The sequence below is a fragment of the Streptomyces sp. NPDC017940 genome (assembly GCF_044328435.1).
Classification (GTDB): domain Bacteria; phylum Actinomycetota; class Actinomycetes; order Streptomycetales; family Streptomycetaceae; genus Streptomyces.
On record NZ_JBIRHJ010000001.1, the window covers coordinates 1,080,723 to 1,104,435 of the forward strand.

General features: G+C 72.3%; 18 protein-coding genes. 14 read left to right on the forward strand and 4 right to left on the reverse strand.

Translation table 11 applies throughout. The features are described from left to right. The first annotated feature begins 60 nt into the window (after window positions 1-60). A complete protein-coding gene (locus ACH4DX_RS04555) occupies window positions 61-486 on the forward strand; it encodes a DUF3040 domain-containing protein (protein WP_398153957.1) in 426 nt (141 codons plus the stop codon). 833 nt (window positions 487-1,319) lie between these two features. Here the strand turns inward: ACH4DX_RS04555 and ACH4DX_RS04560 are convergent. From ACH4DX_RS04560 to ACH4DX_RS04575, 4 genes are all read right to left on the reverse strand, one after another. Then, window positions 1,320-3,785 (reverse strand): DUF3488 and DUF4129 domain-containing transglutaminase family protein, encoded by a 2,466-nt coding sequence (locus ACH4DX_RS04560; RefSeq protein ID WP_398153958.1) that lies wholly within the window; start codon window positions 3,783-3,785, stop codon window positions 1,320-1,322. Window positions 3,786-3,889: 104 nt separating this feature from the next. Beyond that, window positions 3,890-5,290 carry a DUF58 domain-containing protein gene (locus tag ACH4DX_RS04565; RefSeq protein WP_398153959.1) on the reverse strand — a complete coding sequence of 467 codons (1,401 nt, stop codon included), beginning with the start codon at window positions 5,288-5,290 and terminating at the stop codon, window positions 3,890-3,892. Next, window positions 5,290-6,309 carry an AAA family ATPase gene (locus tag ACH4DX_RS04570; protein WP_398117730.1) on the reverse strand — a complete coding sequence of 340 codons (1,020 nt, stop codon included), beginning with the start codon at window positions 6,307-6,309 and terminating at the stop codon, window positions 5,290-5,292. Before ACH4DX_RS04570 ends, ACH4DX_RS04565 begins: the two co-directional genes overlap by 1 nt. A gap of 318 nt (window positions 6,310-6,627) precedes the next feature. Beyond that, window positions 6,628-7,191, reverse strand: a complete 564-nt coding sequence (locus tag ACH4DX_RS04575) for a beta-class carbonic anhydrase (RefSeq protein WP_398117732.1) — start codon at window positions 7,189-7,191, stop codon at window positions 6,628-6,630. 469 nt (window positions 7,192-7,660) lie between these two features. On the opposite strand from ACH4DX_RS04575, the gene rsmH reads away from it, so the two are divergent. The 13 genes from rsmH to ACH4DX_RS04640 all read left to right on the forward strand — a co-directional run bounded on the left by rsmH (window position 7,661) and on the right by ACH4DX_RS04640 (window position 23,603). Continuing rightward, window positions 7,661-8,617, forward strand: coding sequence for a 16S rRNA (cytosine(1402)-N(4))-methyltransferase RsmH (gene rsmH / locus ACH4DX_RS04580; protein WP_398153960.1), 957 nt, complete (start codon window positions 7,661-7,663; stop codon window positions 8,615-8,617). A 167-nt stretch (window positions 8,618-8,784) separates the two neighbouring features. Continuing rightward, entirely contained in the window at window positions 8,785-9,459 is a 675-nt protein-coding gene (locus ACH4DX_RS04585; RefSeq protein ID WP_398153961.1) for a septum formation initiator family protein, read from the forward strand. Window positions 9,460-9,647: 188 nt separating this feature from the next. Continuing rightward, entirely contained in the window at window positions 9,648-11,468 is a 1,821-nt protein-coding gene (locus ACH4DX_RS04590; RefSeq protein ID WP_398154178.1) for a peptidoglycan D,D-transpeptidase FtsI family protein, read from the forward strand. A 56-nt stretch (window positions 11,469-11,524) separates the two neighbouring features. Next, window positions 11,525-13,237, forward strand: coding sequence for a UDP-N-acetylmuramoyl-L-alanyl-D-glutamate--2,6-diaminopimelate ligase (locus ACH4DX_RS04595; RefSeq protein ID WP_398117738.1), 1,713 nt, complete (start codon window positions 11,525-11,527; stop codon window positions 13,235-13,237). Window positions 13,238-13,241: 4 nt separating this feature from the next. Beyond that, a complete protein-coding gene (gene murF / locus ACH4DX_RS04600; protein ID WP_398153962.1) occupies window positions 13,242-14,672 on the forward strand; it encodes a UDP-N-acetylmuramoyl-tripeptide--D-alanyl-D-alanine ligase in 1,431 nt (476 codons plus the stop codon). Next, entirely contained in the window at window positions 14,669-15,739 is a 1,071-nt protein-coding gene (gene mraY, locus ACH4DX_RS04605) for a phospho-N-acetylmuramoyl-pentapeptide-transferase (protein ID WP_030564377.1), read from the forward strand. Before murF ends, mraY begins: the two co-directional genes overlap by 4 nt. Next, window positions 15,721-17,148: a UDP-N-acetylmuramoyl-L-alanine--D-glutamate ligase gene (gene murD, locus ACH4DX_RS04610; protein ID WP_398153963.1), complete on the forward strand. Its 1,428-nt coding sequence runs from the start codon at window positions 15,721-15,723 to the stop codon at window positions 17,146-17,148. Before mraY ends, murD begins: the two co-directional genes overlap by 19 nt. A 214-nt stretch (window positions 17,149-17,362) precedes the next feature. Then, entirely contained in the window at window positions 17,363-18,676 is a 1,314-nt protein-coding gene (gene ftsW, locus ACH4DX_RS04615; RefSeq protein ID WP_398117744.1) for a putative lipid II flippase FtsW, read from the forward strand. Between the two features lie 6 nt (window positions 18,677-18,682). Then, window positions 18,683-19,777, forward strand: a complete 1,095-nt coding sequence (gene murG, locus ACH4DX_RS04620; RefSeq protein ID WP_398117746.1) for an undecaprenyldiphospho-muramoylpentapeptide beta-N-acetylglucosaminyltransferase — start codon at window positions 18,683-18,685, stop codon at window positions 19,775-19,777. A gap of 15 nt (window positions 19,778-19,792) precedes the next feature. Then, window positions 19,793-20,632 (forward strand): cell division protein FtsQ/DivIB, encoded by an 840-nt coding sequence (locus ACH4DX_RS04625; RefSeq protein ID WP_398153964.1) that lies wholly within the window; start codon window positions 19,793-19,795, stop codon window positions 20,630-20,632. A gap of 275 nt (window positions 20,633-20,907) precedes the next feature. Further along, entirely contained in the window at window positions 20,908-22,140 is a 1,233-nt protein-coding gene (gene ftsZ, locus ACH4DX_RS04630; RefSeq protein ID WP_398117750.1) for a cell division protein FtsZ, read from the forward strand. After that, on the forward strand, window positions 22,137-22,877 hold the full coding sequence (gene pgeF / locus ACH4DX_RS04635; protein ID WP_398117752.1) for a peptidoglycan editing factor PgeF: 741 nt from the start codon (window positions 22,137-22,139) through the stop codon (window positions 22,875-22,877). Before ftsZ ends, pgeF begins: the two co-directional genes overlap by 4 nt. Window positions 22,878-22,883: 6 nt before the next feature. Beyond that, window positions 22,884-23,603 (forward strand): YggS family pyridoxal phosphate-dependent enzyme, encoded by a 720-nt coding sequence (locus tag ACH4DX_RS04640; RefSeq protein ID WP_398153965.1) that lies wholly within the window; start codon window positions 22,884-22,886, stop codon window positions 23,601-23,603. The last annotated feature ends 110 nt before the right edge of the window (window positions 23,604-23,713 follow it).

The following is a 23,713-nucleotide window of genomic DNA, read 5'->3' on the forward strand; positions in this document are numbered from 1 at the left end:
CTGCCTATCCTGAAGGGGACCCCCCGGTCGCCCTGGCGACTGCACGATGAGGAGGACTCCGTGCCGCTCTCGGAGCACGAGCAGCGCATGCTCGAGCAGATGGAGCGAGCGCTGTACGCCGAAGATCCCAAGTTCGCGACAGCGCTTGAGGGAAGCGGGCTGCGTACGTACACCCGGAAGCGGGTCTACCAAGCGGTCGCGGGCTTCCTGGTGGGCATTGCCCTTCTCATGGCCGGGATGGTCGCCCAGCTGATCTGGGTGAGCGTGGTGGGTTTCCTCGTCATGCTGGGGTGTGCCGTGCTCGCCGTCACCGGTTGGCGCAAGGCGCCCAAGCCGGGTGAACAGGCCCCGAACGCCGCGGCCCCGGCCACCGGCCCAGGCCCCGGCGCGCCGGCGGGACGCAGGCATCAGCCCAGGCAGCAGCGGCGATCCATGATGGACCGCATCGAACAGCGCTGGCAGCGCCGCAGGGACGAACAGCAGTAGCCGGCCCCTGGGCCTTGAGCGGTTCCGGGGCGGTGGGGGCCCTCTGGGACGGTGGGGTCCCGGGAGAGGGGCGGCCCCGGTCCAGCGAAGGCGCTTCGGGCCAGCGAGGGTTCCGGACCGGCGTGGCCCCGGACCGACATGGCCACGGGCTGGCAAGACTCCGGACCGGCAGGACTCCGGACCAGTAAGAGCTTCCGACCAGCAAAGGCTCCGGAACAGCAGGGTGTGCGAGGACCGCATGCCCCCGGCCCGTGAGACGCCCCGGGTAGTAGGGCATCGGGCCTTGACAAGCTCGTCCTCCCTTTGACAGCCCTGGCCGACCTTCGACGGCCCCGAGTCGTGAGACGCCCCGGGCTTCGACAGTCCTGGCACCCCTCGACGGCCCCCAGTCGTGAGGCGCCCCCGGGCCTCAACCGCCTCGACTTCCGCCGACCGGCCCTCAGTCGCGAGGCGCCCCAGGCCTCGGCAGCCCCGCCCCTCGCCCTAGCTACCCCGGACCGGACCCCGAGACGTCCCAAGCCTTGCAACCCCTGGCCCTCTCCGCCGGGCCACCCCCTCGCCACAGGACCGATCGCTCAAAGCGCCCTGGAACACCAATGGAGCCGGAGCCGGTGGAGCCGCTGGGGCCGCCGGAGCCCATGGAACCGCGGGGATCGCCTACGCACCCCCGAGTGCGTACCCCCCGGGTGCGCACCTCCGCGTACCGCACGCACCACCCCGTACAACAGCGCATCAGGCCGGACATATGCGGGGGGAGAGGGGCGACCGCACCCTCCGCAGTCGCCCCCCCCACACACATGTCCCGCCAGGGCCCTGCACCCGTACCGCCCCGCTCAGCCCCCTTGCCGGGCCGGCCTCCGCAGGGCCGCCCAGCGCCTGGCCGCCCACTCCGCACAGCGGGCGGTGAACGCCGACCAGCGGTCCGACGCCGTCCACACCACCCGGGCGGCCGAACGCGGCGCGAGCATCGCCCGCAGCCGCGCCGGACGGCTCGCAGAGGCGCGCAGGCCCTGCCGCAGCCGGCGCACATCGTCCCCGAGACCCTGAGCGGGCTGTGGACGGGGCGCGTACAGGACCTGCTCCACGGCGGCCGCCACCCGGTGGACCGACTCCGCCGGGGCCGGGCCGAGACCGCCGACACGGACGATCCGAGCGGCCGCCATGCGCGGGGTGTGGGACTCGTCCGGGGGAATGCCGTGGTCCCACGCGGTGTCGGTGACCTCCTGCCAGGCGGCCAGCGTGCGCGCGGCCACCGCGTCCGCAGGAGCACGCCCGCCCTCCTCGGAGCGCACCGAACGCGCCCCGTCCGCCGAGACGCGCGCCCCGGCCCCGAGCCGCACCGCGCGCACCCGCGCCCGCCACAGCATCGGCAACAGCGGCACCACGAGGACGAGGAGCGCGAGCAGCGACCCGCCGACGATCAGGCCGAGCGGCGGCCCGTCGTCGTCGGAGCCGCCCGCGAGCTGCGGCATCGCGCTCGCGCAGCCGCCCTGCCGCTGCGCGTCGCGCGGGCAGTCCTGCGACTGCGAGGGAGCAGGTGACGGCGCGGCCGAGTCCGACGGCTCCGGCACGGCCGACTCGTCGGACTGCTCGGACGGCGTGTCCGCACGGGTGTAGTCGGGCACCGAACCACGGTTGGGCGTCGGCTCGAACCGTGTCCAGCCCACGCCCTCGAAGTACAGCTCGGGCCACGCGTGGGCGTCCCGCAGGCCCACCGACATGGTGCCGTCCGCCTGCGCCGAGCCCGGGGTGAAGCCCACCGCGACGCGCGCCGGGATGCCGAGCGTGCGGGCCATCGACGCCATGGCGAAGGAGAAGTGGACGCAGAAGCCCTCCTTCTGCTCCAGGAAACGCACGATGGCCGAGGGCCCGCTGCCCGCGCGGACCTGCGTGTTGTACGTGAAGCCGCCGTCCGACGCGAACCAGTCCTGCAACTTCACCGCGCGTTCGTAGTCGTTGGCGGAACCGTCGGTGACCTTGCGGGCCGTGGCCGCCACCACCGAGGGCAGCGAGTCCGGCACCTTGGTGAACTCCTCTGCCAGGTCGGACGGCGCGGGGGGAGCGGTCGCGAGCTGCTCGGCGGTCGGCTCGACCACCAGGCTGCTCACGCCGTACTGCGCGCCGCGCGTGGTCTGGCGGCGGTCCCCGACGACCGTGCGGCCCACCGGCTCGTACCGCCAGCGGCCGCCGATGCGGACCTGGCTCGCCGGATACGGCATCGGCAGCCAGTTCTGGGCGTAGCGGTCGTCGGCCGAGAGGTTCGTCTGGATCTCGGTCCTGCGGACGGAAGGGGCGAGGCCCTGCGGGTCGGGGAGGCGCGCCGGGATGTCCTCGATGTCCCGGACGGTCGTCTTCCAGGTGGTGCCGTCGAACTTGTCGAGCGAGACGATCCGCAGGTACATGTCCTGCGAGTTCTTGGCATTCGTACGGTACGAGATGACCTGGCGGTCCTCCGGCTGGTTCAGGCTGTCCTGGAGCGCGACCAGCGGATTCACCGCGCTGATCGTGCCGCCGCCGTTGCCGCCACCGCCCCCGGGGCCGTCCGAACCGTCCAGGAGGCCTCCGTCCAGGGAGGGCAGCGCGAGCGGAACGACGAGCGCGACACCCAGGGCGACGGCGCCGATCCGGCGGCCCGTGCGCACCGGCGCGGTGGCACCGCCGTCGGTCTCCAGGCCGCCCGAGACGCTGCCCTGCGCCCGCGCGGCCCCGCCGAACACGCGACCCCACTGGGAGAGCCGGTCCCGGCCCTCGGCCAGGAGCAGCAGCAGATACCCGGCCGCCGCGAGGAGGAACCACAGCCATCCGGCGCCGTCCTCGGAGAGGCCCGCCGCGACCGAGTACAGGGCGAGCAGCGGCAGCCCGGCGGGCGCGGCGGTGCGGAACGTCACCGCGAGCGCGTCGACGGCGAGGCCGACCAGGAGCACACCGCCGACCACCATCAGGCGGATGCCGTCGGTGAGCGGCGCCGGAATGGCGTACCGCCCGACGTCGTCGCCGCCCGCCTCCAGGAGCACACCGAACTGCCGGAAGACCTCGGGCCCCGGGAGCACCCCGGCGAGCGCCTGCTCCTGTGCGAACAGCAGCGTCAGGCAGAGCAGCGACACCAGGGCCTGTGCGGCCACCGTGACCGGGCGCGCCAGGGGCACCCGGCGCGCGAGGCCCCCGACCCCGCTCTGCACGGCGAGGAGGATCGCCGCCTGGACGATCCAGCCCGACGTGTCGACGAGCGGCAGCAGCGCGCCCGACGCCATCAGCGTGGCGGCGGTGGCACACAGCGCAAGCCGCGTACGCCCACTCATGAAGCACCCCCCGGGCTCACCGAGAACCCCTCGTCGTCCGCGCGGACCCGCCCGCTCATGACCCGCCCGCTCACGACCGGCACCCGCTCACGACCGGCCCCCGCTCATGACAGGCCTCCACTCATGACCGGCCCCCGCTCGTCGCCCCCCGCCGCCCCGAACGCCCCCGTCACCGGAGCGGACCCCGCCCCCGTGCGCAGGTGGTCCGCCTGGCGCCACAGGTCGGCGAGCGCGGCGGCCGGAGGCACCGCGACCGCCGTCCAGCCCGCGTCGCGCAGCAGCCGCACCGAGTGCCGCACCGCCGCTGACGGCGCCCCGCCCGGGCCCTGGGCCCAGGCGGCGCCGTCCAGGACGAAGGCGACCGCCGCGCCGCTGCGCTGCCGCATCTTCGCGAGGACCGCGGCCTGTTCGTCGTCGAGATCGCCGATGAAGGCCACCAGGAGGCCTTCGTTGCCGCCGCGCAGCACGTCGTACGCGCGCGAGAGCCCCGCGCCGTCCGAGTGGTCGATCACGGCGAGCGTGTCCATCATCAGTCCTGCGGCGTCGGCCGACTCCTGGCTCGCGCCCGCGAAGCCGTCCGCGCCCTCCCCGGGCAGCGAGTTGCCGGTGTCGGTCAGGAGGCGGACCGAGAAGCCGCGTTCGAGCATGTGCACCAGCGTGGACGCCGTGCCGGAGACGGCCCACTCGAAGGCCGAGTCGGGTCCCGTGCCCTGATGGGCCACGTCCCTGGTGTCCAGCAGGACCGTGCAGCGCGAGCGCTGCGGCTGCTCCTCGCGGCGCACCATCAGCTCGCCGTAGCGCGCCGTGGAGCGCCAGTGGACGCGGCGCAGGTCGTCGCCGTGGCGGTAGCCGCGCGGGATGACGTCGTCCTCACCGGCGAGGGCGAGCGAGCGGTGCCGCCCGTCGCCGTACCCCTTCGCCTCGCCCGTGAGCCGGACCGGCGGCAGTGCCTCCACGCGCGGGATGACGGTCAGCGTGTCGTACGTGGAGAAGGAGCGGGTCAGCTCGCACATCCCGAACGGGTCGGTCAGACGCAGCTGGAGCGGGCCGAGGGGATAGCGGCCGCGCAGGTCCGAGCGCACGCGGTAGGACACCTCGCGGCGGCCCCCCGCCTCGACCCGGTCGAGCACGAAGCGCGGCCGCGGCCCGAGGACGTACGGCACCCGGTCCTGGAGCATCAGCAGGCCCGTGGGCAGGCGCGAGACGTTGTCCATCCGCAGGTGCACGCGGGCCTCCGACCCTGCGGGCACGCGCGCGGGGGAGAGCCTGCGGCTGCCCGCGACGCGGTAGCGGGTGCGGTAGAGCACGGCCGCGCACACCAGGGGCAGCACCGCGAGCAGCAGACCGACCCGCAGCAGGTCGCTCTGGCCGAGGACGTAGGCGCACACCGCCGCGGCGATGCCTGCCGCGAAGAAGGACCGCCCGCGGGTGGTCAGGCCGGCCAGCGCCGTGCGCAGGCCGCCCCGGTCGTCGTCGGCCCGCGCGCCCTGCCCCGCGGCGGCCATCACAGCCTCCGGGCGCCGGGCGGCTGCTGCCCGAAGAAGCCCTGGCCGGCCTGGGAGGCCGCCGGGACGGGGGTGCGCTGGAGGATCTCGAGGACGACCGACTCGGCCGTGCGGCGGTTCAGCTGCGCCTGGGCCGTGGGCAGCAGACGGTGGGCGAGGACCGCGACGGCGAGCGCCTGCACGTCGTCGGGCAGGGCGAAGTCCCGGCCGCTGAGCGCGGCGGAGGCCTTGGCGGCGCGCAGCAGGTGCAGCGTCGCGCGCGGCGACGCACCCAGTCTCAGGTCCTGGTGGGTGCGGGTCGCGCCCACCAGGTCGACCGCGTACCTGCGCACGGCCTCGGAGACATGGACGGTGCGGACCGCGTCTATGAGCTTCACGATGTCGTGCGCGTGGGCCACCGGCTGGAGGTCGTCGAGCGGTGAGACCCCGCCGTGCACGTCCAGCATCCGCAACTCGGCCTCCGGACCCGGATAGCCGATCGAGACCCGGGCCATGAAGCGGTCGCGCTGCGCCTCGGGCAGCGGATACGTGCCCTCCATCTCGACCGGGTTCTGGGTGGCCACCACCATGAAGGGGCTCGGCAGTTCGTACGTCTGCCCGTCGATGGTGACCTGGCGCTCCTCCATGGACTCCAGGAGCGCGGACTGCGTCTTCGGCGACGCGCGGTTGATCTCGTCGCCGATCACGATCTGCGCGAAGATCGCGCCCGGCTTGAACTCGAAGTCACGGCGCTGCTGGTCGAAGATGGACACACCGGTGATGTCCGACGGCAGCAGGTCCGGCGTGAACTGGATGCGCCGCACCGAGCAGTCGACGGACCGTGCGAGCGCCTTGGCAAGCATGGTCTTGCCCACGCCCGGCACATCCTCGATGAGCAGGTGCCCCTCCGCCAGGAGCACGGTCAGCGAAAGCCGTACGACCTCCGGCTTGCCCTCGATCACACCCTCGATCGACCTGCGGACACGCTCCGCGGTCGTGGTCAGATCCGTGAGGCTCGCTCGATCGTCATAGGTCGTCACCCGGCCCTCCTCGGCCCTTCCCCACGCTCGGCAAGGAGCAAGGGACACCTCTTTCCTGGTTTCCCCGGGCCGACGCTCTCGCACGGACCGGGCCCACCCCGAAACACGGACACCACGCCGGAATGGTTCAGCGTGACGCCACACACGCATTCTTGTTGGGCTTACCGGTTCGTGTCACTTGCCTGTGGACAACTGGCGGCGATATGTCCTTTCTTGCCATTTTTGGGTACCGGAGATTGTCCGGTACCCAGCACGCAACGGTCACGCGGGGTCGATCCGGTCAGGCAGGGTCGACCCGGACATGGAGGCTCGACCCGGTCACGCGGGGTCGATCTCGCGCAGCAGCCCCGTCTTGACGTCGAAGACGAATCCCCGCACGTCGTCGGTGTGCAGGAGGAACGGCGACGTCCGCACCCGCTGCATGGACTGGCGCACGTCCTGGTCCACGTCGCGGAACGACTCCACCGCCCAGGACGGACGCTGCCCGACCTCCATCTCCAGGTCGTGCCGGAACTCCTCGGTGAGGGACTCGAGGCCGCAACCGGTGTGGTGGATGAGGGCCACGCTGCGGGTGCCGAGCGCCCGCTGGCTGATGGTCAGGGACCGCAGGACGTCATCGGTGACCACACCCCCGGCGTTGCGGATCGTATGACAGTCGCCGAGCTCGAGGCCGAGCGCGGCGTGCAGGTCGAGGCGGGCGTCCATGCAGGCCACCACGGCGACCCGCAGCACCGGGCGGGCGTCCATGCCCGGGTCCGTGAAGTCTGCGGCGTAGCGCTCGTTGGCCTCGACGAGACGGTCGGTGACCGAGCCGTCCCCGCCCGCGCCCCGGGTGCTTATGGCGCCTTCGGGACCTGTGGGTACTGATGCGGAAGTCGTCATGACTATGACGGTAATGGTCACGGGGCGTGTGAGCCTGCTGTGAGAGCGGACAAAGAACGCCACGGAGCGTTGTTGTGAGGGAACCCACAGGGGCGGGGCACCGCGTCCGAACAGGTGACGCGTGCTCTCCGTGACCGACCGGCCCCCTCCGCCGGGCCGGGCCGCGCCGCGCAGGCCGGTTGATTGACCGCGAGACAGGGTGGACTAAAGTGACGCGAAGCGGGAGTGGAGTCCGCTCGGCCTCCTTCCTGGTCTCCGTCCCGCTGAACCGCTCCGGAGTTTCCCGGTCGGTTCCGGAGATTTCCATTGAGTCCCCACACGTGCGCGGCGCGTACGTACGGCTCGGCCTCCTCCCGCTCCCGGTCGGCCGACGCCACTTCCCCGGCGCCGGCCAGCCGGATTCCCCTTCAGGAGCGGGCGGGGACCCGGCCGTGCGCACGGCGACCGCGCCGGACCCTGAGAGGGTGCAGTGAGTTCTGCCCGACATGTCCCGGTGATGCTCCAGCGGTGCCTGGACCTGTTGGCCCCGGCGCTCGCGGAGCCGGGAGCCGTCGTCGTCGACTGCACCCTCGGGCTCGGCGGGCACAGCGAGGCACTGCTCGCCGCCTTCCCCTCGGCCCGGCTCGTCGCCCTGGACCGCGACAAGGAGGCACTGCGCCTGTCCGGTGAGCGCCTCGCCCCCTACGGCGACCGGGCCACCCTGGTGCACGCGGTCTACGACGAACTGCCCGAGGTCCTCGCCCGGCTCGGCATCCCGCGCGTACAGGGCGTCCTGTTCGACCTCGGCGTCTCCTCCATGCAGCTCGACGAGGCCGACCGCGGCTTCGCCTACGCCCAGGACGCCCCGCTCGACATGCGCATGGACCAGACGACCGGCGTCAGCGCGGCCGAGGTGCTCAACACCTACCCGCCCGGCGACCTGGTGCGGATCCTGCGCGCGTACGGCGAGGAGAAGCAGGCCAAGCGGATCGTGTCCGCCGTCGTGCGCGAGCGCGAGAGGGAGCCGTTCAGCAACAGCGCCCGGCTCGTCGAGCTGATCCGCGACGCGCTGCCGCAGGCCGCCAAGCGCACCGGCGGCAACCCCGCCAAGCGCACCTTCCAGGCCCTGCGCATCGAGGTCAACGGCGAACTGAGCGTCCTGGAGCAGGCCATTCCCGCGGCCGTCAGGACGCTCGCCGTCGGCGGCCGCATCGCCGTCCTCTCGTACCACTCGCTGGAGGACCGCCTCGTCAAGCAGGTGCTCGCGGCGGGCGCCGCCACCACCGCGCCCCCGGGTCTGCCGGTCGTCCCCGAGCAGTACCAGCCGCGGCTCAAGCTGCTCACGCGCGGCGCCGAACTGCCCACGGACGAAGAGATCGCCGAGAACCGCCGGGCCGCACCGGCCCGGCTGCGGGGTGCCGAGCGCATCCGCGAGGACGCGCTGTGAGACCCCGGCGCGAGGTAGCCACGTGAGCGGCCTCTCCGGAGAGGTCCCCTTCTCCCTAAAGGCCCCGCACTTCAGGAAAGCCCACTCTTCGGAGAGGCCCCTTCTCCTCGGGGAGGCCCCACGCCTCTTCGGAGAGGCCCCATGAGCCGCGTCCGCAAGGAGGCCCGATGAGCAAGAAGCCCGAGCTGCGGGGGAGGGCGGCACGGCTCGCCCGGCTGCTGCCCGCGGCCCCCAGCCAGGCCGCCCGCACTCCCTTCGTGCTCCTGGTCGTCCTGCTCCTCGGCGGCGGCCTGATCACGCTCCTGCTGCTCAACTCCTCGCTCAACGAGGGCTCCTTCCAGCTGACGAAGCTCAAGAAGGAGACCCAGGAGCTGACCGACGAGGAACAGGCGCTCCAGAAGGACGTGGACAAGTACGCCGCCCCGGACGCCCTCCAGCGCCGCGCCCGTGAACTCGGCATGGTCCCCGGCGGCGACCCCGCCTTCCTCGGCCCCGACGGCAAGGTCCGCGGCGTCCCCGGCGCCGCCGAGGGCGCCGCCGTCCGCCCGTCGGCGGCCCGGTCGCCCGTCGTCCTGCCCCCGCTCCTCGCGTCCCCGGCACCGCCGCCCGGCGCGACGTCCACCTCCACCTCGGCCTCCACCTCCGTCTCCACTTCTGCTCCCCCTTCCGCCCCCGCCTCCGCCTCGGCGAGCCGGCCGCTTACGCCCTCCCCGCAGCCGCCCGCGACCGGCTCCCCGGGCGCGGCCACGGGACCGTCGGCACCGGCCTCCGCGGCCGCGGGCGGCGCGCCCCGGCCCCCGGCCCCCGCCGAGCGGCCCGCCCCCACGACCCCCGGCAGGTGACGCAAGTGACGGACCGCCAACCGCCACCCCCACGGCGCCGGGTCCCCGGCCCCGCTCGCCCCGCCGACCGGCGCAGGCCGGACCCGGGGGCGCGCCCGCCCGCCGCACGCGGCCCCCGGCCGCCCGGACGCGGACCGAAGAACAAGGCCAAGACCATCCGCCTGGGCAGCCCGCGGCCCCGGCTGCGCATGGTCAGCCTCGGACTGACCCTGGTGATGCTCGCCTTCGTGGTGCGCCTCCTCCAGGTACAGGCCGTGGACGCCGACGTGTACACCGCCAAGGCGGAGAAGAACCGGTACTCCACCCACAAGCTCGCCGCCGAGCGCGGGGCCATCACCGACCGCGGCGGCGTCGAACTCGCCACCAGCGTGGACGCGTACGACATCACCGCCGACCCCTCGCTCTTCACGCGGAAGGAGACGAAGACCGGCGACGCGCCCGAGCAGGCCGCCGCGCTGCTCGCGCCGATCATCGACAAGGACACCGACGAGATCGCCGAGAAGCTGCGCACGCCCAAGTCGCGCTTCACGCTGCTCGCCCGGCGCGCGACACCGCAGGTCTGGAAGCAGATCAAGGACCTGCGCACCGCCCTCGCGGACAAGGCGAGCGCCGACCCCGGGGCGGTCAACGTCCTCGGGGGCGTCTTCGCCGTGCCCACCAGCAAGCGGGTGTACCCGAACGACGGCCTCGCCGCCGGGATACTGGGCTGGGTCAACGCCGACGGCAAGGGCGGCGGCGGCGTCGAGCAGCAGCTCAACAAGGAACTCGCGGGCAAGCAGGGCGAGATCCGCTACGCCCAGTCGGGCGGCCGCCGGGTGCCGACCGCGGGCAGCACGGAGAAGCCCGCGGTGCCCGGCTCGGACGTCGAGCTGACCATCGACCGCGACATCCAGTGGGCCGCGGAGGACGCCATCACCGAGCAGGTCGCGAAGTCCCGTGCGGACCGCGGCTACGTCCTCGTACAGGACACCAGGACCGGCGAGATCCTCGCCATGGCCAACGCGCCCGGCTTCGACCCCAACGACATCTCGCAGGCCGGCAGCACGAGCCTCGGCAACGCCGCGCTCCAGGACGCCTTCGAACCCGGCTCCACCGCCAAGGTCATGTCGATGGCCGCCGTCCTCGAGGAGAACGCCGCCACCCCCGGCACCCGCGTGACCGTGCCCAACCGGCTGCACCGCGGGGACCGCCTCTTCCAGGACGACATCGACCACCCGACCTGGTACCTCACGCTCAACGGCGTGCTCGCCAAGTCCAGCAACATCGGCACCATCCTCGCCACCGGCGAGCTCGGCGAGACCCAGAAGCAGGCCAACGAGAGCCTCTACTCGTATCTGCGGAAGTTCGGCATCGGCAGGAAGACCGGGCTCGGCTTCCCCGGCGAGACCTCGGGCATCCTCGCGCCGCCCGCCAAGTGGTCGACGTCCCAGCAGTTCACGATCCCCTTCGGCCAGGGCGTCTCCATCAACGCGATGCAGGCCGCTTCGGTGTACTCGACCATCGCCAACGGCGGCGTACGCGTCGAACCGACCCTGGTGCGCGGCACCAAGGGGCCCGACGGCCGCTTCACGCCCGCGCCCGCGCCCAAGAAGACCCGGGTCGTCAGCGACAGGACCGCGCGGACCGTCGCCCGGATGCTCGAGTCCGTCGTCGACGACGAGCAGGGTACGGGGACCAAGGCCCGCATCCCCGGCTACCGCGTCGCGGGCAAGACCGGCACGGCCAACCGGGTCGACCCCAAGACCGGCCGCTACCACGGCTACACCTCGTCCTTCGCCGGCTTCGCCCCCGCCGACAAGCCCCGCATCACCGTCTACTGCGTCATCCAGAACGCCACCGAGGGAAGCTACTTCGGCGGTCAGATCTGCGGTCCCATCTACAAGAAGGTCATGCAGTTCGCCCTCAAGACGCTCCAGGTCCCGCCCACCGGCAAGGCCCCCGCGCGCCTGCCGGTGACGTTCAGCCCCGGCAAGCCGGAGACCCCGGGGCGGCCGGCGAACGACCGCTAGGACGGGACCGGAAGGGACCGGAACGGACCGGAACGGACACCGAACAGGAAGAGCCCGTGACGACGATCACCCCGGACCCGGGGAACCGGGCCGCGACACACCGCCCGACGAGCGGCCACGCGCCCACCCCCGGGACCGACCGCACTACGCCAGGACCCCTCCCTTTTGGCTCTGGGGCGGGTACGCCCGGTACGCTCACCGCCGTGCCACACGCTGATCAGTCCCCCACCACTCAGAAGGACGCTCCCGTGAACCACCCGGGTCCGCCGAGGCCGACGCAGGTCTCCGCCACCCCCCTCGGGGAGCTCGCCGATCAGCTGGGGGCCGCGGCCCCGGGCACGGACGCCGCCATCACCGGCATCACGCACGACTCGCGTGCGGTGCGTCCCGGTGATCTCTACGCCGCCCTGCCCGGCGCCCGCATGCACGGCGCCGACTTCGTCGCGCAGGCCGCCGACCTCGGTGCCGCCGCCGTCCTCACCGACCCGACGGGCGCCGACCGCGCCGCCGCCACGGGCCTGCCGGCGCTCGTCGTCGCCGACCCGCGCGGCAGCATGGGCGAGCTGGCCGCCACGGTGTACGGCAGGCCGGGCCGCGACCTGCTCCAGATCGGCATCACCGGCACCTCCGGCAAGACCACCACGGCCTACTTGATCGAGGGCGGCCTCAAGGAGGTCCGAAGCACCGGACTCATCGGCACCGTCGAGATGCGCATCGGCGAGGAGCGCATCAAGTCGGAGCGGACCACGCCCGAAGCCACCGACCTCCAGGCCCTCTTCGCGGTGATGCGCGAACGCGGCGTCGAGGCGGTCGCGATGGAGGTCTCGAGCCACGCCCTGGTCCTCGGCCGGGTCGACGGCTGCGTCTTCGACGTCGCCGTCTTCAACAACCTCAGCCCGGAGCACATGGAGTTCCACTCCGGCATGGAGGACTACTTCCAGGCCAAGGCGCAGCTGTTCACGAAGCGGCGCGCACGGCTCGGCGTGGTCAACTTCGACGACGAGTACGGCCGCCGGCTCGTCACCGAGTCCGAGATCCCCGTCACCACCTTCTCCGCCGAGGGCCACCCCGACGCCGACTGGCGCGCCGAGGACGTCGAAGTCGGCCCTCTCGACTCGACGTTCACCGCCGTCGGCCCCGAGGGCGAGCGGATCGCCGCCAAGTCGCCGCTCGCGGGGCCCTTCAACGTCGCCAACACGCTCGCCGCGATCGTGGCGCTCGCCGTCGCCGGGCTCGACCCGCAGCGCGCCGCCGACGGCGTCGGAGCCGTCGCGGGCGTCCCCGGCCGCCTGGAGCGCGTCGACGCGGGCCAGCCCTACCTCGCCGTCGTGGACTACGCCCACAAGACGGACGCCGTCGAATCGGTCCTGCGCGCGCTGCGCAAGGTCACCGAGGGCCGCCTCACGATCGTGCTCGGCTGCGGCGGCGACCGCGACCGGACCAAGCGGAAGCCGATGGGCGCGGCCGCGGCCCGGCTCGCCGACACCGCCGTACTGACGTCGGACAACCCCCGCGGCGAGGACCCCCTCGCCATCCTCGCGACGATGCTCGCGGGCGCCGCCGAGGTGCCCGCGCACGAGCGCGGCGACGTCGCCGTGTTCGAGGACAGGGCCGCCGCCATCCGCGCGGCCGTCGCCCGGGCCGAACCCGGGGACACCGTTCTCGTCGCGGGCAAGGGGCACGAGCAGGGCCAGGACATCGCCGGAGTGGTCCGTCCCTTCGACGACCGCCAAGTGCTTCGCGAAGCTATCGAGCAAACCCAGGGATGAAGTTGTGATCGCCCTCTCCCTCGCCGAGATCGCCACCGTCGTCGGCGGGCAGACGTACGACATACCGGATCCGCAGGTCCAGGTGACCGGACCGGTCGTCAAGGACTCCCGTGAGGTCCAGCCAGGCGCCCTGTTCGCCGCCTTCGTGGGCGAGCGGGTCGACGGGCACGACTACGCCGACCAGGTCGTCGCGGCGGGCGCGGTCGCCGTGCTCGGCTCGCGGCCCTGCGGGGTGCCCGCGATCGTCGTCGACGATGTGCAGACGGCGCTCGGCGCCCTCGCGAGGCACGTCGTCGCCCGGCTCGGCGCGATTGCGGTCGCCCTCACCGGGTCCGCGGGCAAGACGAGCACCAAGGACCTGATCGCCCAGGTCATCGGCCGCAAGGCGCCCACGGTGTGGACGCCGGGATCGTTCAACAACGAGATCGGCCTGCCGCTGACCGCGCTGAGCGCCACCGACGAGACGAAGTTCCTCGTCCTGGAGATGGGCGCCCGCGGCATCGGCCACATCCGCTACCTCATCGGCCTCACCCCACCGCGGATCGGTCTGGTCCTGAACGTCGGCACCGCCCACATCGGCGAGTTCGGCGGCCGGGAGCAGATCGCGCAAGCAAAGGGTGAGCTCGTCGAGGCGCTGCCCGCCGACGGCACGGCGATCCTCAACGCCGACGACCCCCTCGTCCGCGCGATGGCCGCCCGCACGCAGGCCAGGGTGCTGCTCTTCGGAGAGGCCGAGGACGCCGACGTACGCGCCGAGAATGTCCGGCTCACCGAGAACGGACAACCGGCCTTCACGCTGACCACACCCTCCGGGTGCAGCGACGTGCGACTGCGCCTGTACGGTGAGCACCACGTGTCGAACGCGCTCGCCGCGGCCGCCGTCGCCCATGACCTTGGCATGTCCGTGGACGAGATCGCCCTCGCGCTCTCCGAGGCGGGCACGCTGTCCCGCTGGCGGATGGAGGTCACCGAGCGCCCGGACGGTGTGACGGTCGTCAACGACGCCTACAACGCGAACCCCGAGTCCATGCGAGCCGCCCTGCGCGCGCTCGCGGCCATGGGCAGGGCCGGACAGGCCGGCGGAGGACGCACGTGGGCGGTGCTCGGTCACATGGCCGAGCTGGGTGACGACGGGCTCGCCGAGCACGACGCGGTCGGACGCCTTGCCGTCCGGCTGAACGTGAACAAGCTCGTGGCAGTCGGGGGCAGGGAAGCGTCCTGGCTCCAACTGGGCGCATACAACGAGGGTTCGTGGGGTGAGGAGTCGGTGCACGTGTCCGACGCACAGGCGGCGATCGACCTGCTGCGCAGCGAGCTGCGCCCAGGAGACGTCGTGCTGGTGAAGGCGTCCAGGTCGGTCGGTCTCGAGCGGGTCGCCCTGGCGCTGCTCGACGGCTGCGCCGCGTCTTCGGAGGGGCAGGTCGCCGGCCGATGAGGCAGATCCTCTTCGCAGGTGTGATCGGGCTCTTCCTGACCCTGGTCGGTACGCCCCTGCTGATCAAGCTCCTGGCCCGCAAGGGCTACGGCCAGTTCATCCGGGACGACGGCCCGCGCGAGCACCACAGCAAGCGCGGTACGCCGACCATGGGCGGTATCGCCTTCATCCTGGCCACGCTCATCGCGTACTTCCTCACGAAGTTCATCACCGGCGGGGAGTTCACGCTCTCCGGCCTCCTGGTGCTCTTCCTGATGGCGGGCATGGGCCTGGTCGGTTTCCTCGACGACTACATCAAGATCGTCAAGCAGCGTTCGCTCGGTCTGCGCGCCAAGGCGAAGATGGCGGGCCAGCTGATCGTGGGCATCGGCTTCGCCGTGCTCGCGCTGAACTGGCCGGACAACCGCAACCAGACCCCGGCCTCCACCAAGCTGTCGTTCGTCACGGACTTCGGCTGGTCGATCGGCCCGGTCCTGTTCGTGGTCTGGGCGCTGTTCATGATCCTCGCGATGTCGAACGGCGTGAACCTCACCGACGGCCTCGACGGCCTCGCCACCGGTGCCTCCGTGATGGTCTTCGGCGCCTACACCTTCATCGGTGTCTGGCAGTACCAGGAGTCCTGCGCCAACGCCAACACGCTCACCAACCCGGAGGCGTGTTTCGAGGTCAGGGACCCGCTCGACCTCGCCGTCGTGGCCTCCGCGCTGATGGGCGCCTGCTTCGGCTTCCTGTGGTGGAACACCTCGCCCGCGAAGATCTTCATGGGTGACACCGGCTCGCTGGCCCTCGGCGGCGCGCTCGCGGGCCTCGCGATCTGCTCCCGCACGGAGCTGCTGCTCGCGCTGCTCGGCGGTCTCTTCGTACTGATCACCATGTCGGTCGTCATCCAGGTCGGCTCGTTCCGTATGACCGGGAAGCGGGTCTTCCGGATGGCGCCGCTCCAACACCACTTCGAACTCAAGGGGTGGTCCGAAGTCCTTGTGGTGGTCCGCTTCTGGATCATCCAGGGCATGTGCGTGATCGTCGGGCTCGGACTCTTCTACGCGGGGTGGGCGGCCACCAAGTGACCACCGACTGGCAGGGCAAGCACGTCACCGTCGCGGGCCTCGGTGTCTCCGGCATCCCGGCGGCCCGGGTCCTGCGCGCCCTCGGCGCGCGGGTCACGGTCGTCAACGACGGGGACGACGAGCGTTCCCGTACGCAGGCCGCGGACCTGGAGGCGGCGGGCGTCGCCGTCCGTCTCGGCGACGGCGCGACCCTGCCCGACGGCACCGACCTCGTCGTCACCACACCCGGCTGGAAGCCCGACAAGCCCCTCTTCGCCGCGGCTGCCGCGGCGGGCGTCGAGGTGTGGGGCGACGTGGAGCTGGCCTGGCGCCTGCGCGGCGCGGACGCCGCGCCGTGGCTCGCGGTCACGGGCACCAACGGCAAGACCACGACCGTACGGATGCTCGCCTCCATCCTGGAGGCGGCGGGCCTGCGCACCGCCGCCGTCGGAAACATCGGTGTCTCGCTCCTCGACGTCGTCACGGGCGAGCAGGAGTACGACGTCCTCGCGGTCGAGCTCTCCAGCTACCAGCTGCACTGGGCGCCCTCGCTGCGCGCGCACTCCGCCGCGGTCCTGAACCTGGCGCCCGACCACCTCGACTGGCACGGCTCCATGGAGGCCTACGCCGCCGACAAGGGCCGCATCTACGAGGGCAACCAGGTGGCCTGCGTCTACAACGCCGCGGACAAGGCCACCGAGGACCTGGTCCGCGACGCCGACGTCGAGGAGGGCTGCCGCGCCATCGGTTTCACGCTGAACGCGCCCGCCCCCTCGCAACTGGGGGTCGTGGACGGCATCCTGGTCGACCGTGCCTTCGTGCCGGACCGCCACAAGCAGGCCCAGGAACTCGCGGAGGTCGCGGACGTACGGCCGCCCGCGCCGCACAACATCGCCAACGCCCTGGCCGCCGCCGCCCTCGCGCGCGCCTACGGCGTGCCCGCGTCCGCGGTCCGCGAGGGCCTGCGCGCCTTCAGCCCGGACGCCCACCGCATCGAGCACGTGGCCGACGTGGACGGGGTCGCGTACATCGACGACTCCAAGGCCACCAACACCCACGCCGCGCAGGCGTCGTTGGGCGCCTACGAGTCGATCGTGTGGATCGCCGGAGGCCTCGCCAAGGGCGCCACCTTCGACGAGTTGGTGGCCGGTGCCGCCGCGCGCCTCAAGGGCGTCGTCCTGATCGGCGCCGACCGCGCGCTGATCAGCGAAGCGCTGGCGCGACACGCCCCGCAGGTCCCGGTCGTGGACCTCGAACGGACGGACACTGGTGCGATGTCCGAGGCGGTACGGCAGGCGGCACGGCTCGCGGGGCCGGGGGACACCGTCCTGATGGCGCCCGCCTGTGCGTCGATGGACATGTTCACGAACTACAACAAGCGTGGTGACGCGTTCGCGGCAGCCGTCCGCGAACTCGGCGCGAGCGCCTGACGGCGGGCCCAGCGGTGGTCCGGGGGCGCCCGGCACCCGAAGGAGGGCACGTGGCAGCCGTGGCAAGCGTTCGTACGCCGTCGTGGCGGGGGTTCCGCGGACGGCCGGGAGCCGGGACGGGACGCGTGGCCGCCGGCCGGGGGCCCGCGGTCCTCGGTACGGGACCGGCGTCCGCCGGTAGCCGACCTGTTAGCACGGGTACGGGGGCTCGCTGATGCCCGGACGAGCTCCCGTGCGCGCTCCGCGCACCCCCAAGCGCCCCCCGCGCCCGCGCACCGCCCCGGCGGCGACCGTGAGCCCGCTGCGGCAGCTGTACCTCCGGGTCCGGCGGGCCTGGGACCGGCCGCTGACGGCGTACTACCTGATTTTCGGCAGCAGCCTGCTGATCACCGCGCTCGGCCTGGTCATGGTCTACTCGGCGTCGATGATCCAGGCGTTGCAGCTGAACCTGCCCGCGTCCTACTTCTTCCGCAAGCAGTTCGTGGCCGCGGTGCTCGGCGCGGGACTGCTGCTCGTGGCCATGCGGGTGCCGGTGAAGCTGCATCGGGCGCTCTCGTACCCGATGCTCGCCGCCTCCGTCTTCCTGATGGTGCTCGTACAGGTCCCCGGGATAGGGCGCAGCGTCAACGGCAATCAGAACTGGATCTATCTGGGCGGTCCCTTCCAGCTCCAGCCCAGTGAGTTCGGCAAGCTCGCCCTGGTGCTCTGGGGCGCGGACCTGCTGGCGAGGAAACAGGACAAGCGCCTGCTCACCCAGTGGAAACACATGCTGGTGCCGCTCGTTCCCGTCACCTTCATACTGCTCGGTCTGATCATGCTGGGCGGCGACATGGGGACGGCCATCATCCTCACCGCCATCCTGTTCGGCCTGCTGTGGCTCGCGGGGGCGCCGACGCGGCTGTTCGCCGGTGTACTGAGCTTCGCCGCCGTCCTCGGTGTGATCCTCATCAAGACGAGCCCCAACCGCATGGCCCGGCTCGGCTGTATCGGCGCCACCGACCCCGGTCCGAACGACCAGTGCTGGCAGGCCGTGCACGGCATCTACGCCCTGGCCTCCGGCGGATTCTTCGGTTCCGGCCTGGGCGCGAGTGTGGAAAAATGGGGCCAACTGCCCGAACCGCACACCGACTTCATCTTCGCCATCACCGGTGAGGAACTCGGTCTGGCGGGGACGCTGTCGGTCCTCGCCCTGTTCGCGGCTCTAGGCTATGCGGGTATCCGCGTGGCCGGACGCACGGAGGACCCCTTCGTGAGGTACGCCGCGGGAGGCGTGACCACCTGGATCACGGCCCAGGCCGTGATCAACGTAGGTGCGGTGCTCGGTCTGCTGCCGATCGCCGGTGTCCCGCTCCCGCTGTTCTCCTACGGGGGCTCGGCCCTGCTGCCGACCATGTTCGCCATCGGGCTCCTCATCGCCTTCGCGCGCGAGGAACCGGCGGCGAAGGCGGCCCTGGCCATGCGGCAACCTCGGGTGAGATGGAACACGATGCGACGGCGCGTCAAGGCGCGCTCGTCCGGAGAGCGGTGAATTTCGGTGCATGTCGTACTCGCCGGTGGGGGGACCGCCGGCCACATCGAGCCCGCGCTCGCCCTCGCGGACGCCCTGCGCAGGCAGGACCCGACCGTGGGGATCACGGCCCTGGGCACGGAGCGCGGCCTCGAGACCCGACTCGTACCCGAGCGGGGCTATGAACTCGCCCTGATCCCCGCCGTACCCCTGCCGCGCAAGCCCACGCCCGAGCTGATCACGGTGCCGGGGCGGCTGCGCGGCACCATCAAGGCGGCCGAGCAGATCCTGGAGCGCACCAAGGCCGACTGCGTGGTGGGCTTCGGCGGCTATGTGGCGCTGCCCGGCTATCTCGCGGCCAAGCGCGCGGGCGTGCCGATCGTGGTGCACGAGGCGAACGCGCGCCCCGGTCTGGCCAACAAGATCGGCTCCCGGTACGCCTCGGGGGTCGCGGTGTCCACCCCCGACAGCAAGCTGCGCGGCTCGCGCTACATCGGCATCCCGCTGCGCCGCACCATCGCGCTGCTCGACCGCGCCAAGGTCCGCCCCGAGGCCCGCGCCGCGTTCGGCCTCGACCCGAACCTGCCCACGCTGCTCGTCTCCGGCGGTTCCCAGGGCGCCCGGCGCCTGAACGAGGTCGTCCAGCAGGTCGCCCCGGTGCTCCAGCGGGCGGGCATCCAGATCCTGCACGCGGTCGGCCCGAAGAACGAAATGCCGTACGTGGAGAACATGCCCGGGATGCCCCCCTACATCCCGGTACCGTACGTGGACCGGATGGACCTCGCGTACGCCGCGGCGGACATGATGCTCTGCCGCGCGGGCGCGATGACCGTCGCCGAGCTGTCCGCCGTCGGGCTGCCGGCCGCCTACGTCCCGCTGCCCATCGGCAACGGCGAACAGCGGCTGAACGCCCAGCCGGTGGTCAAGGCCGGCGGCGGACTGCTGGTCGACGACGCGGAACTGACGCCCGAGTGGGTCCAGGGCAACGTCCTGCCCGTGCTCGCCGACCCGCACCGGCTGTACGAGATGTCCCGTGCCGCCTCGGAGTTCGGCCGCAGGGACGCCGACGACCTCCTCGTCACCATGGTGTACGAGGCGATTGCGTCACGCCGCAGCGCGTGAGAGAAGGCAGGGACAGTGGCCGGACGGGCCGGAGCGACGACCGCCGAACGCCGGGGCGCGGGCGGGTCCGGGCCGTCCCGCCGGCCCCGCCCGCGCCCCCGGCTGCCACGCCTGCCGCGGCTGCCGCGACTGCCAGGGGGGCTGCGGCCACGCACCCTGATCGCCGTGACGGCCGCGCTCGCCCTGGTCGTGGGCGGGGGCGCCTGGGTGCTCTACGGCTCGCCCTGGCTGCGGGTGGAGCGGGTGACGACCTCCGGCACGATGGCGCTCATGCCGCGCGAGGTGCGCGAGGCCGCGGGCGTCCCGCTCGGCGGACCGCTGATTTCGGTCGACTCCGGAGCGATCGAGGAGCGGCTACGGAGGCAATTGCCCCGAATCGACTCGGTTGCTGTCACCCGTTCCTGGCCCCACGGAATCAGCCTGGAAGTGACGGAGCGCACTGCGGTACTGCTCATGAAGAAGGGCAGGAAGTTCATCGAGGTGGATGCGAAGGGTGTCCGTTTCGCCACGGTCGCGAAGGCCCCGAGGGACACCCCGCTCCTGGAGCTGGCGACCGACCCCGACGGCAGCGCGGGCGCCAGCCTCCGCCGCTTCGACGCCGAGCGGCTGCGCCGCGAGGCCGTCCGCGTGGTCGCCGCCCTGCCGGGCGCCGTCGCCGCGGACACCCTGGCCGTCAAGGTCCGTTCGTACGACTCCATCTCGCTGCGGTTGCGCGACGGGCGCACGGTCCTGTGGGGCAGTGGCGAGAAGGGGCGCGCGAAGGCCGAGGCGCTCGGCGCGCTCATGAAAGCAGTTCCACGGGCACGGCACTTCGACGTGAGCGTCCCCACCGCCCCTGCGTCATCCACGAGTTGACGTACATCGACGCAGGCCAGCACCCTGGATGGGCAGTGCTCCGCCTGATCACATAGGGTGAAAAGAAAAACGGGAGGTTCGGCGTGTTCGTTGAACGTGCGCCACTTGTCGACTTAGTGTCCTGTTCGGAAGAGTCCAAGGAACAGACACACTGGTAACCCTAAACTTCAGCGTTAGGGTTCGGGTCGGCGTTCGGACCGCCCCATTCGGCATCAGTCGGCGTATCGCGACAGCGCGGGACGACGACACGTAACTCGAGGCGAGAGGCCTTCGACGTGGCAGCACCGCAGAACTACCTCGCAGTCATCAAAGTCATCGGTGTCGGCGGCGGTGGTGTCAATGCCATCAACCGGATGATCGAGGTCGGTCTCAAGGGCGTCGAGTTCATCGCCATCAACACCGACGCGCAAGCCCTGTTGATGAGCGACGCCGACGTCAAGCTCGACGTCGGCAGGGAACTCACCCGCGGACTCGGCGCCGGAGCCAACCCGGCCGTCGGCCGCAAGGCCGCCGAGGACCACCGCGAGGAGATCGAGGAGGTCCTCAAGGGGGCCGACATGGTCTTCGTGACGGCGGGCGAGGGCGGCGGCACCGGCACGGGCGGCGCGCCCGTGGTCGCCAACATCGCGCGCTCCCTGGGCGCCCTGACGATCGGCGTGGTCACCCGGCCCTTCACCTTCGAGGGCCGCCGCCGCGCCAACCAGGCGGAGGACGGCATCGCCGAGCTCCGCGAAGAGGTCGACACCCTCATCGTCATCCCCAACGACCGGCTCCTGTCCATCTCGGACCGCCAGGTCAGCGTGCTCGACGCCTTCAAGTCGGCCGACCAGGTACTGCTCTCCGGCGTGCAGGGCATCACCGACCTCATCACCACGCCCGGCCTGATCAACCTCGACTTCGCCGACGTCAAGTCGGTCATGTCCGAGGCGGGTTCGGCGCTCATGGGCATCGGCTCGGCCCGCGGCGACGACCGTGCCGTGGCGGCGGCCGAGATGGCGATCTCCTCGCCGCTCCTCGAGGCGTCCATCGACGGCGCCCGGGGCGTCCTGCTCTCCATCTCCGGCGGCTCCGACCTCGGCCTCTTCGAGATCAACGAAGCCGCCCAGCTGGTCAGCGAGGCCGCCCACCCGGAGGCCAACATCATCTTTGGCGCGGTCATCGACGACGCCCTCGGCGACGAGGTGCGGGTCACCGTCATCGCCGCGGGCTTCGACGGCGGCCAGCCCCCGTCCAAGCGGGACAACGTCCTCAGCTCGGCGTCGGCCAAGCGCGAGGAGCCGGCCACCCCGGCGAGGCCGAGCGAACCGGCCCGCCCCGCCCCGGCGTTCGGGGGCCTCGGCAGCGTCACGGCGCGTGAGGACTCCGCCGCCCCGGCCGAGCAGCCCGAGCCCGCCGCGTCGGCCGGTGAGCCCCCGTCGTCCCCGTCGACGCCGCCCCAGGTCCCCTCGACGCGTCTGCACCAGGACAGCCAGGCCGAGGAGCTGGACGTGCCGGACTTCCTGAAGTGATAGACCAGCGCTCCACCACGGGCACCGCGAGCGGCGCGCACTTCGCCTTCACCGACAGGTGGGGCGGGGTGAGCGCCGTTCCGTACGAGGCGCTCAACCTCGGCGGCGCGGTCGGCGACGACCCCGAAGCCGTGCACCGCAACCGCGAACTGGCCGCCAAGAGCCTCGCCCTCGACCCCGCGCGCGTGGTCTGGATGCGGCAGGTGCACGGCCGGGACGTCGCGGTGGTCGACGCGCCCTGGTCCGCGGAGCGGGAAATCCCGGCGGTCGACGCCGTGGTCACCGCCCGCCGCGGCCTCGCCCTCGCGGTCCTCACCGCCGACTGCACCCCGGTGCTGCTCGCCGACCCGGTCGCGGGAGTCGCCGCGGCCGCGCACGCCGGGCGTCCCGGCATGGTCGCCGGGGTGGTGCCCGCGGCCGTCGAGGCCATGGTGGGCCTCGGCGCGCGGCCGGAGCGGATCGTGGCCCGCACCGGGCCCGCGGTCTGCGGCCGTTGTTACGAGGTGCCCGCGGCCATGCGCGCCGAAGTCGCCGCCGTGGAACCCGCGGCGTACGCCGAGACGAGTTGGGGTACGCCCGCGGTCGACGTGACCGCCGGAGTGCACGCCCAGCTCGACCGGCTCGGAGTGCGCGACCGGGAGCAGTCGCCGGTGTGCACGCTCGAGTCGGGTGACCACTTCTCGTACCGCCGCGACCGCACGACAGGCCGGCTCGCGGGCTATGTCTGGCTGGACTGATGAGGCATGACGGACCGTAAGGCGGAACTCGCCGCAAACCTGGCGAAAGTGGAAGAGCGCATCGCGGCGGCCTGTGCGGCCTTTGGCCGCAAGCGCGAGGAACTGACCCTGATCGTGGTCACCAAGACCTACCCGGCGAGCGATGTGCGGTTTCTCTCGGAACTCGGCGTGCGCCACGTGGCCGAGAACCGTGACCAGGACGCCGCCCCGAAGGCCGCGGCCTGCTCGGACCTGCCCCTTCACTGGCACTTCGTGGGCCAGTTGCAGACCAACAAAGTGCGGTCCGTGGTCGGTTACGCGGACGTCGTGCAGTCCGTCGACCGGACCAAGCTGGTCACGGCGCTGTCGAAGGACGCCGTGCGCGCCGGGCGCGAGATCGGCTGTCTGCTCCAAGTCGCGCTGGACGCGGGGGTCGGGGGCCGGGGCGACCGCGGCGGGGTGGCGCCGGACGGGATCGAGGAGTTGGCCGCCGCGGTGGCCGGGGCTCCGGGGCTCCGGCTCGCGGGACTGATGACGGTCGCGCCGCTCACCGGGGAGTACGCGGGACGGCAACGGGCGGCGTTCGAGCGGCTGATGGATTTGTCGACTGCCCTGCGCGTGGCCCATCCGGCTGCGAACATGGTGTCGGCAGGGATGAGCGCGGACCTCGAAGAGGCTGTGGCGGCCGGGGCGACACATGTGCGCGTCGGTACGGCGGTACTCGGAGTCCGACGCGGGCTCGGGTAACGTCGCCAAGAAGTCGGACCACAGCAGAAAATATGGTCATTCCCGCAGTTCGGCGGGGATACCTCGTGGATCGCGGGCAGTTGATGACGACGGACCTCTCGATCCACCAC

Excerpts from the sequence above, each read along its gene's own strand:
- mraY (WP_030564377.1), top strand. The coding sequence starts at position 14,669 with ATGAGGCAGATCCTCTTCGCAGGTGTGATCGGGCTCTTCCTGACCCTG.
- ACH4DX_RS04590 (WP_398154178.1), top strand. The coding sequence starts at position 9,648 with ATGGTCAGCCTCGGACTGACCCTGGTGATGCTCGCCTTCGTGGTGCGC.
- ftsW (WP_398117744.1), top strand. The coding sequence starts at position 17,363 with ATGCCCGGACGAGCTCCCGTGCGCGCTCCGCGCACCCCCAAGCGCCCC.
- ACH4DX_RS04640 (WP_398153965.1), top strand. The coding sequence starts at position 22,884 with ATGACGGACCGTAAGGCGGAACTCGCCGCAAACCTGGCGAAAGTGGAA.
- ACH4DX_RS04565 (WP_398153959.1), bottom strand. The coding sequence starts at position 5,290 with ATGGCCGCCGCGGGGCAGGGCGCGCGGGCCGACGACGACCGGGGCGGC.
- ACH4DX_RS04585 (WP_398153961.1), top strand. The coding sequence starts at position 8,785 with ATGAGCAAGAAGCCCGAGCTGCGGGGGAGGGCGGCACGGCTCGCCCGG.
- ACH4DX_RS04575 (WP_398117732.1), bottom strand. The coding sequence starts at position 7,191 with ATGACGACTTCCGCATCAGTACCCACAGGTCCCGAAGGCGCCATAAGC.
- ACH4DX_RS04560 (WP_398153958.1), bottom strand. The coding sequence starts at position 3,785 with ATGAGTGGGCGTACGCGGCTTGCGCTGTGTGCCACCGCCGCCACGCTG.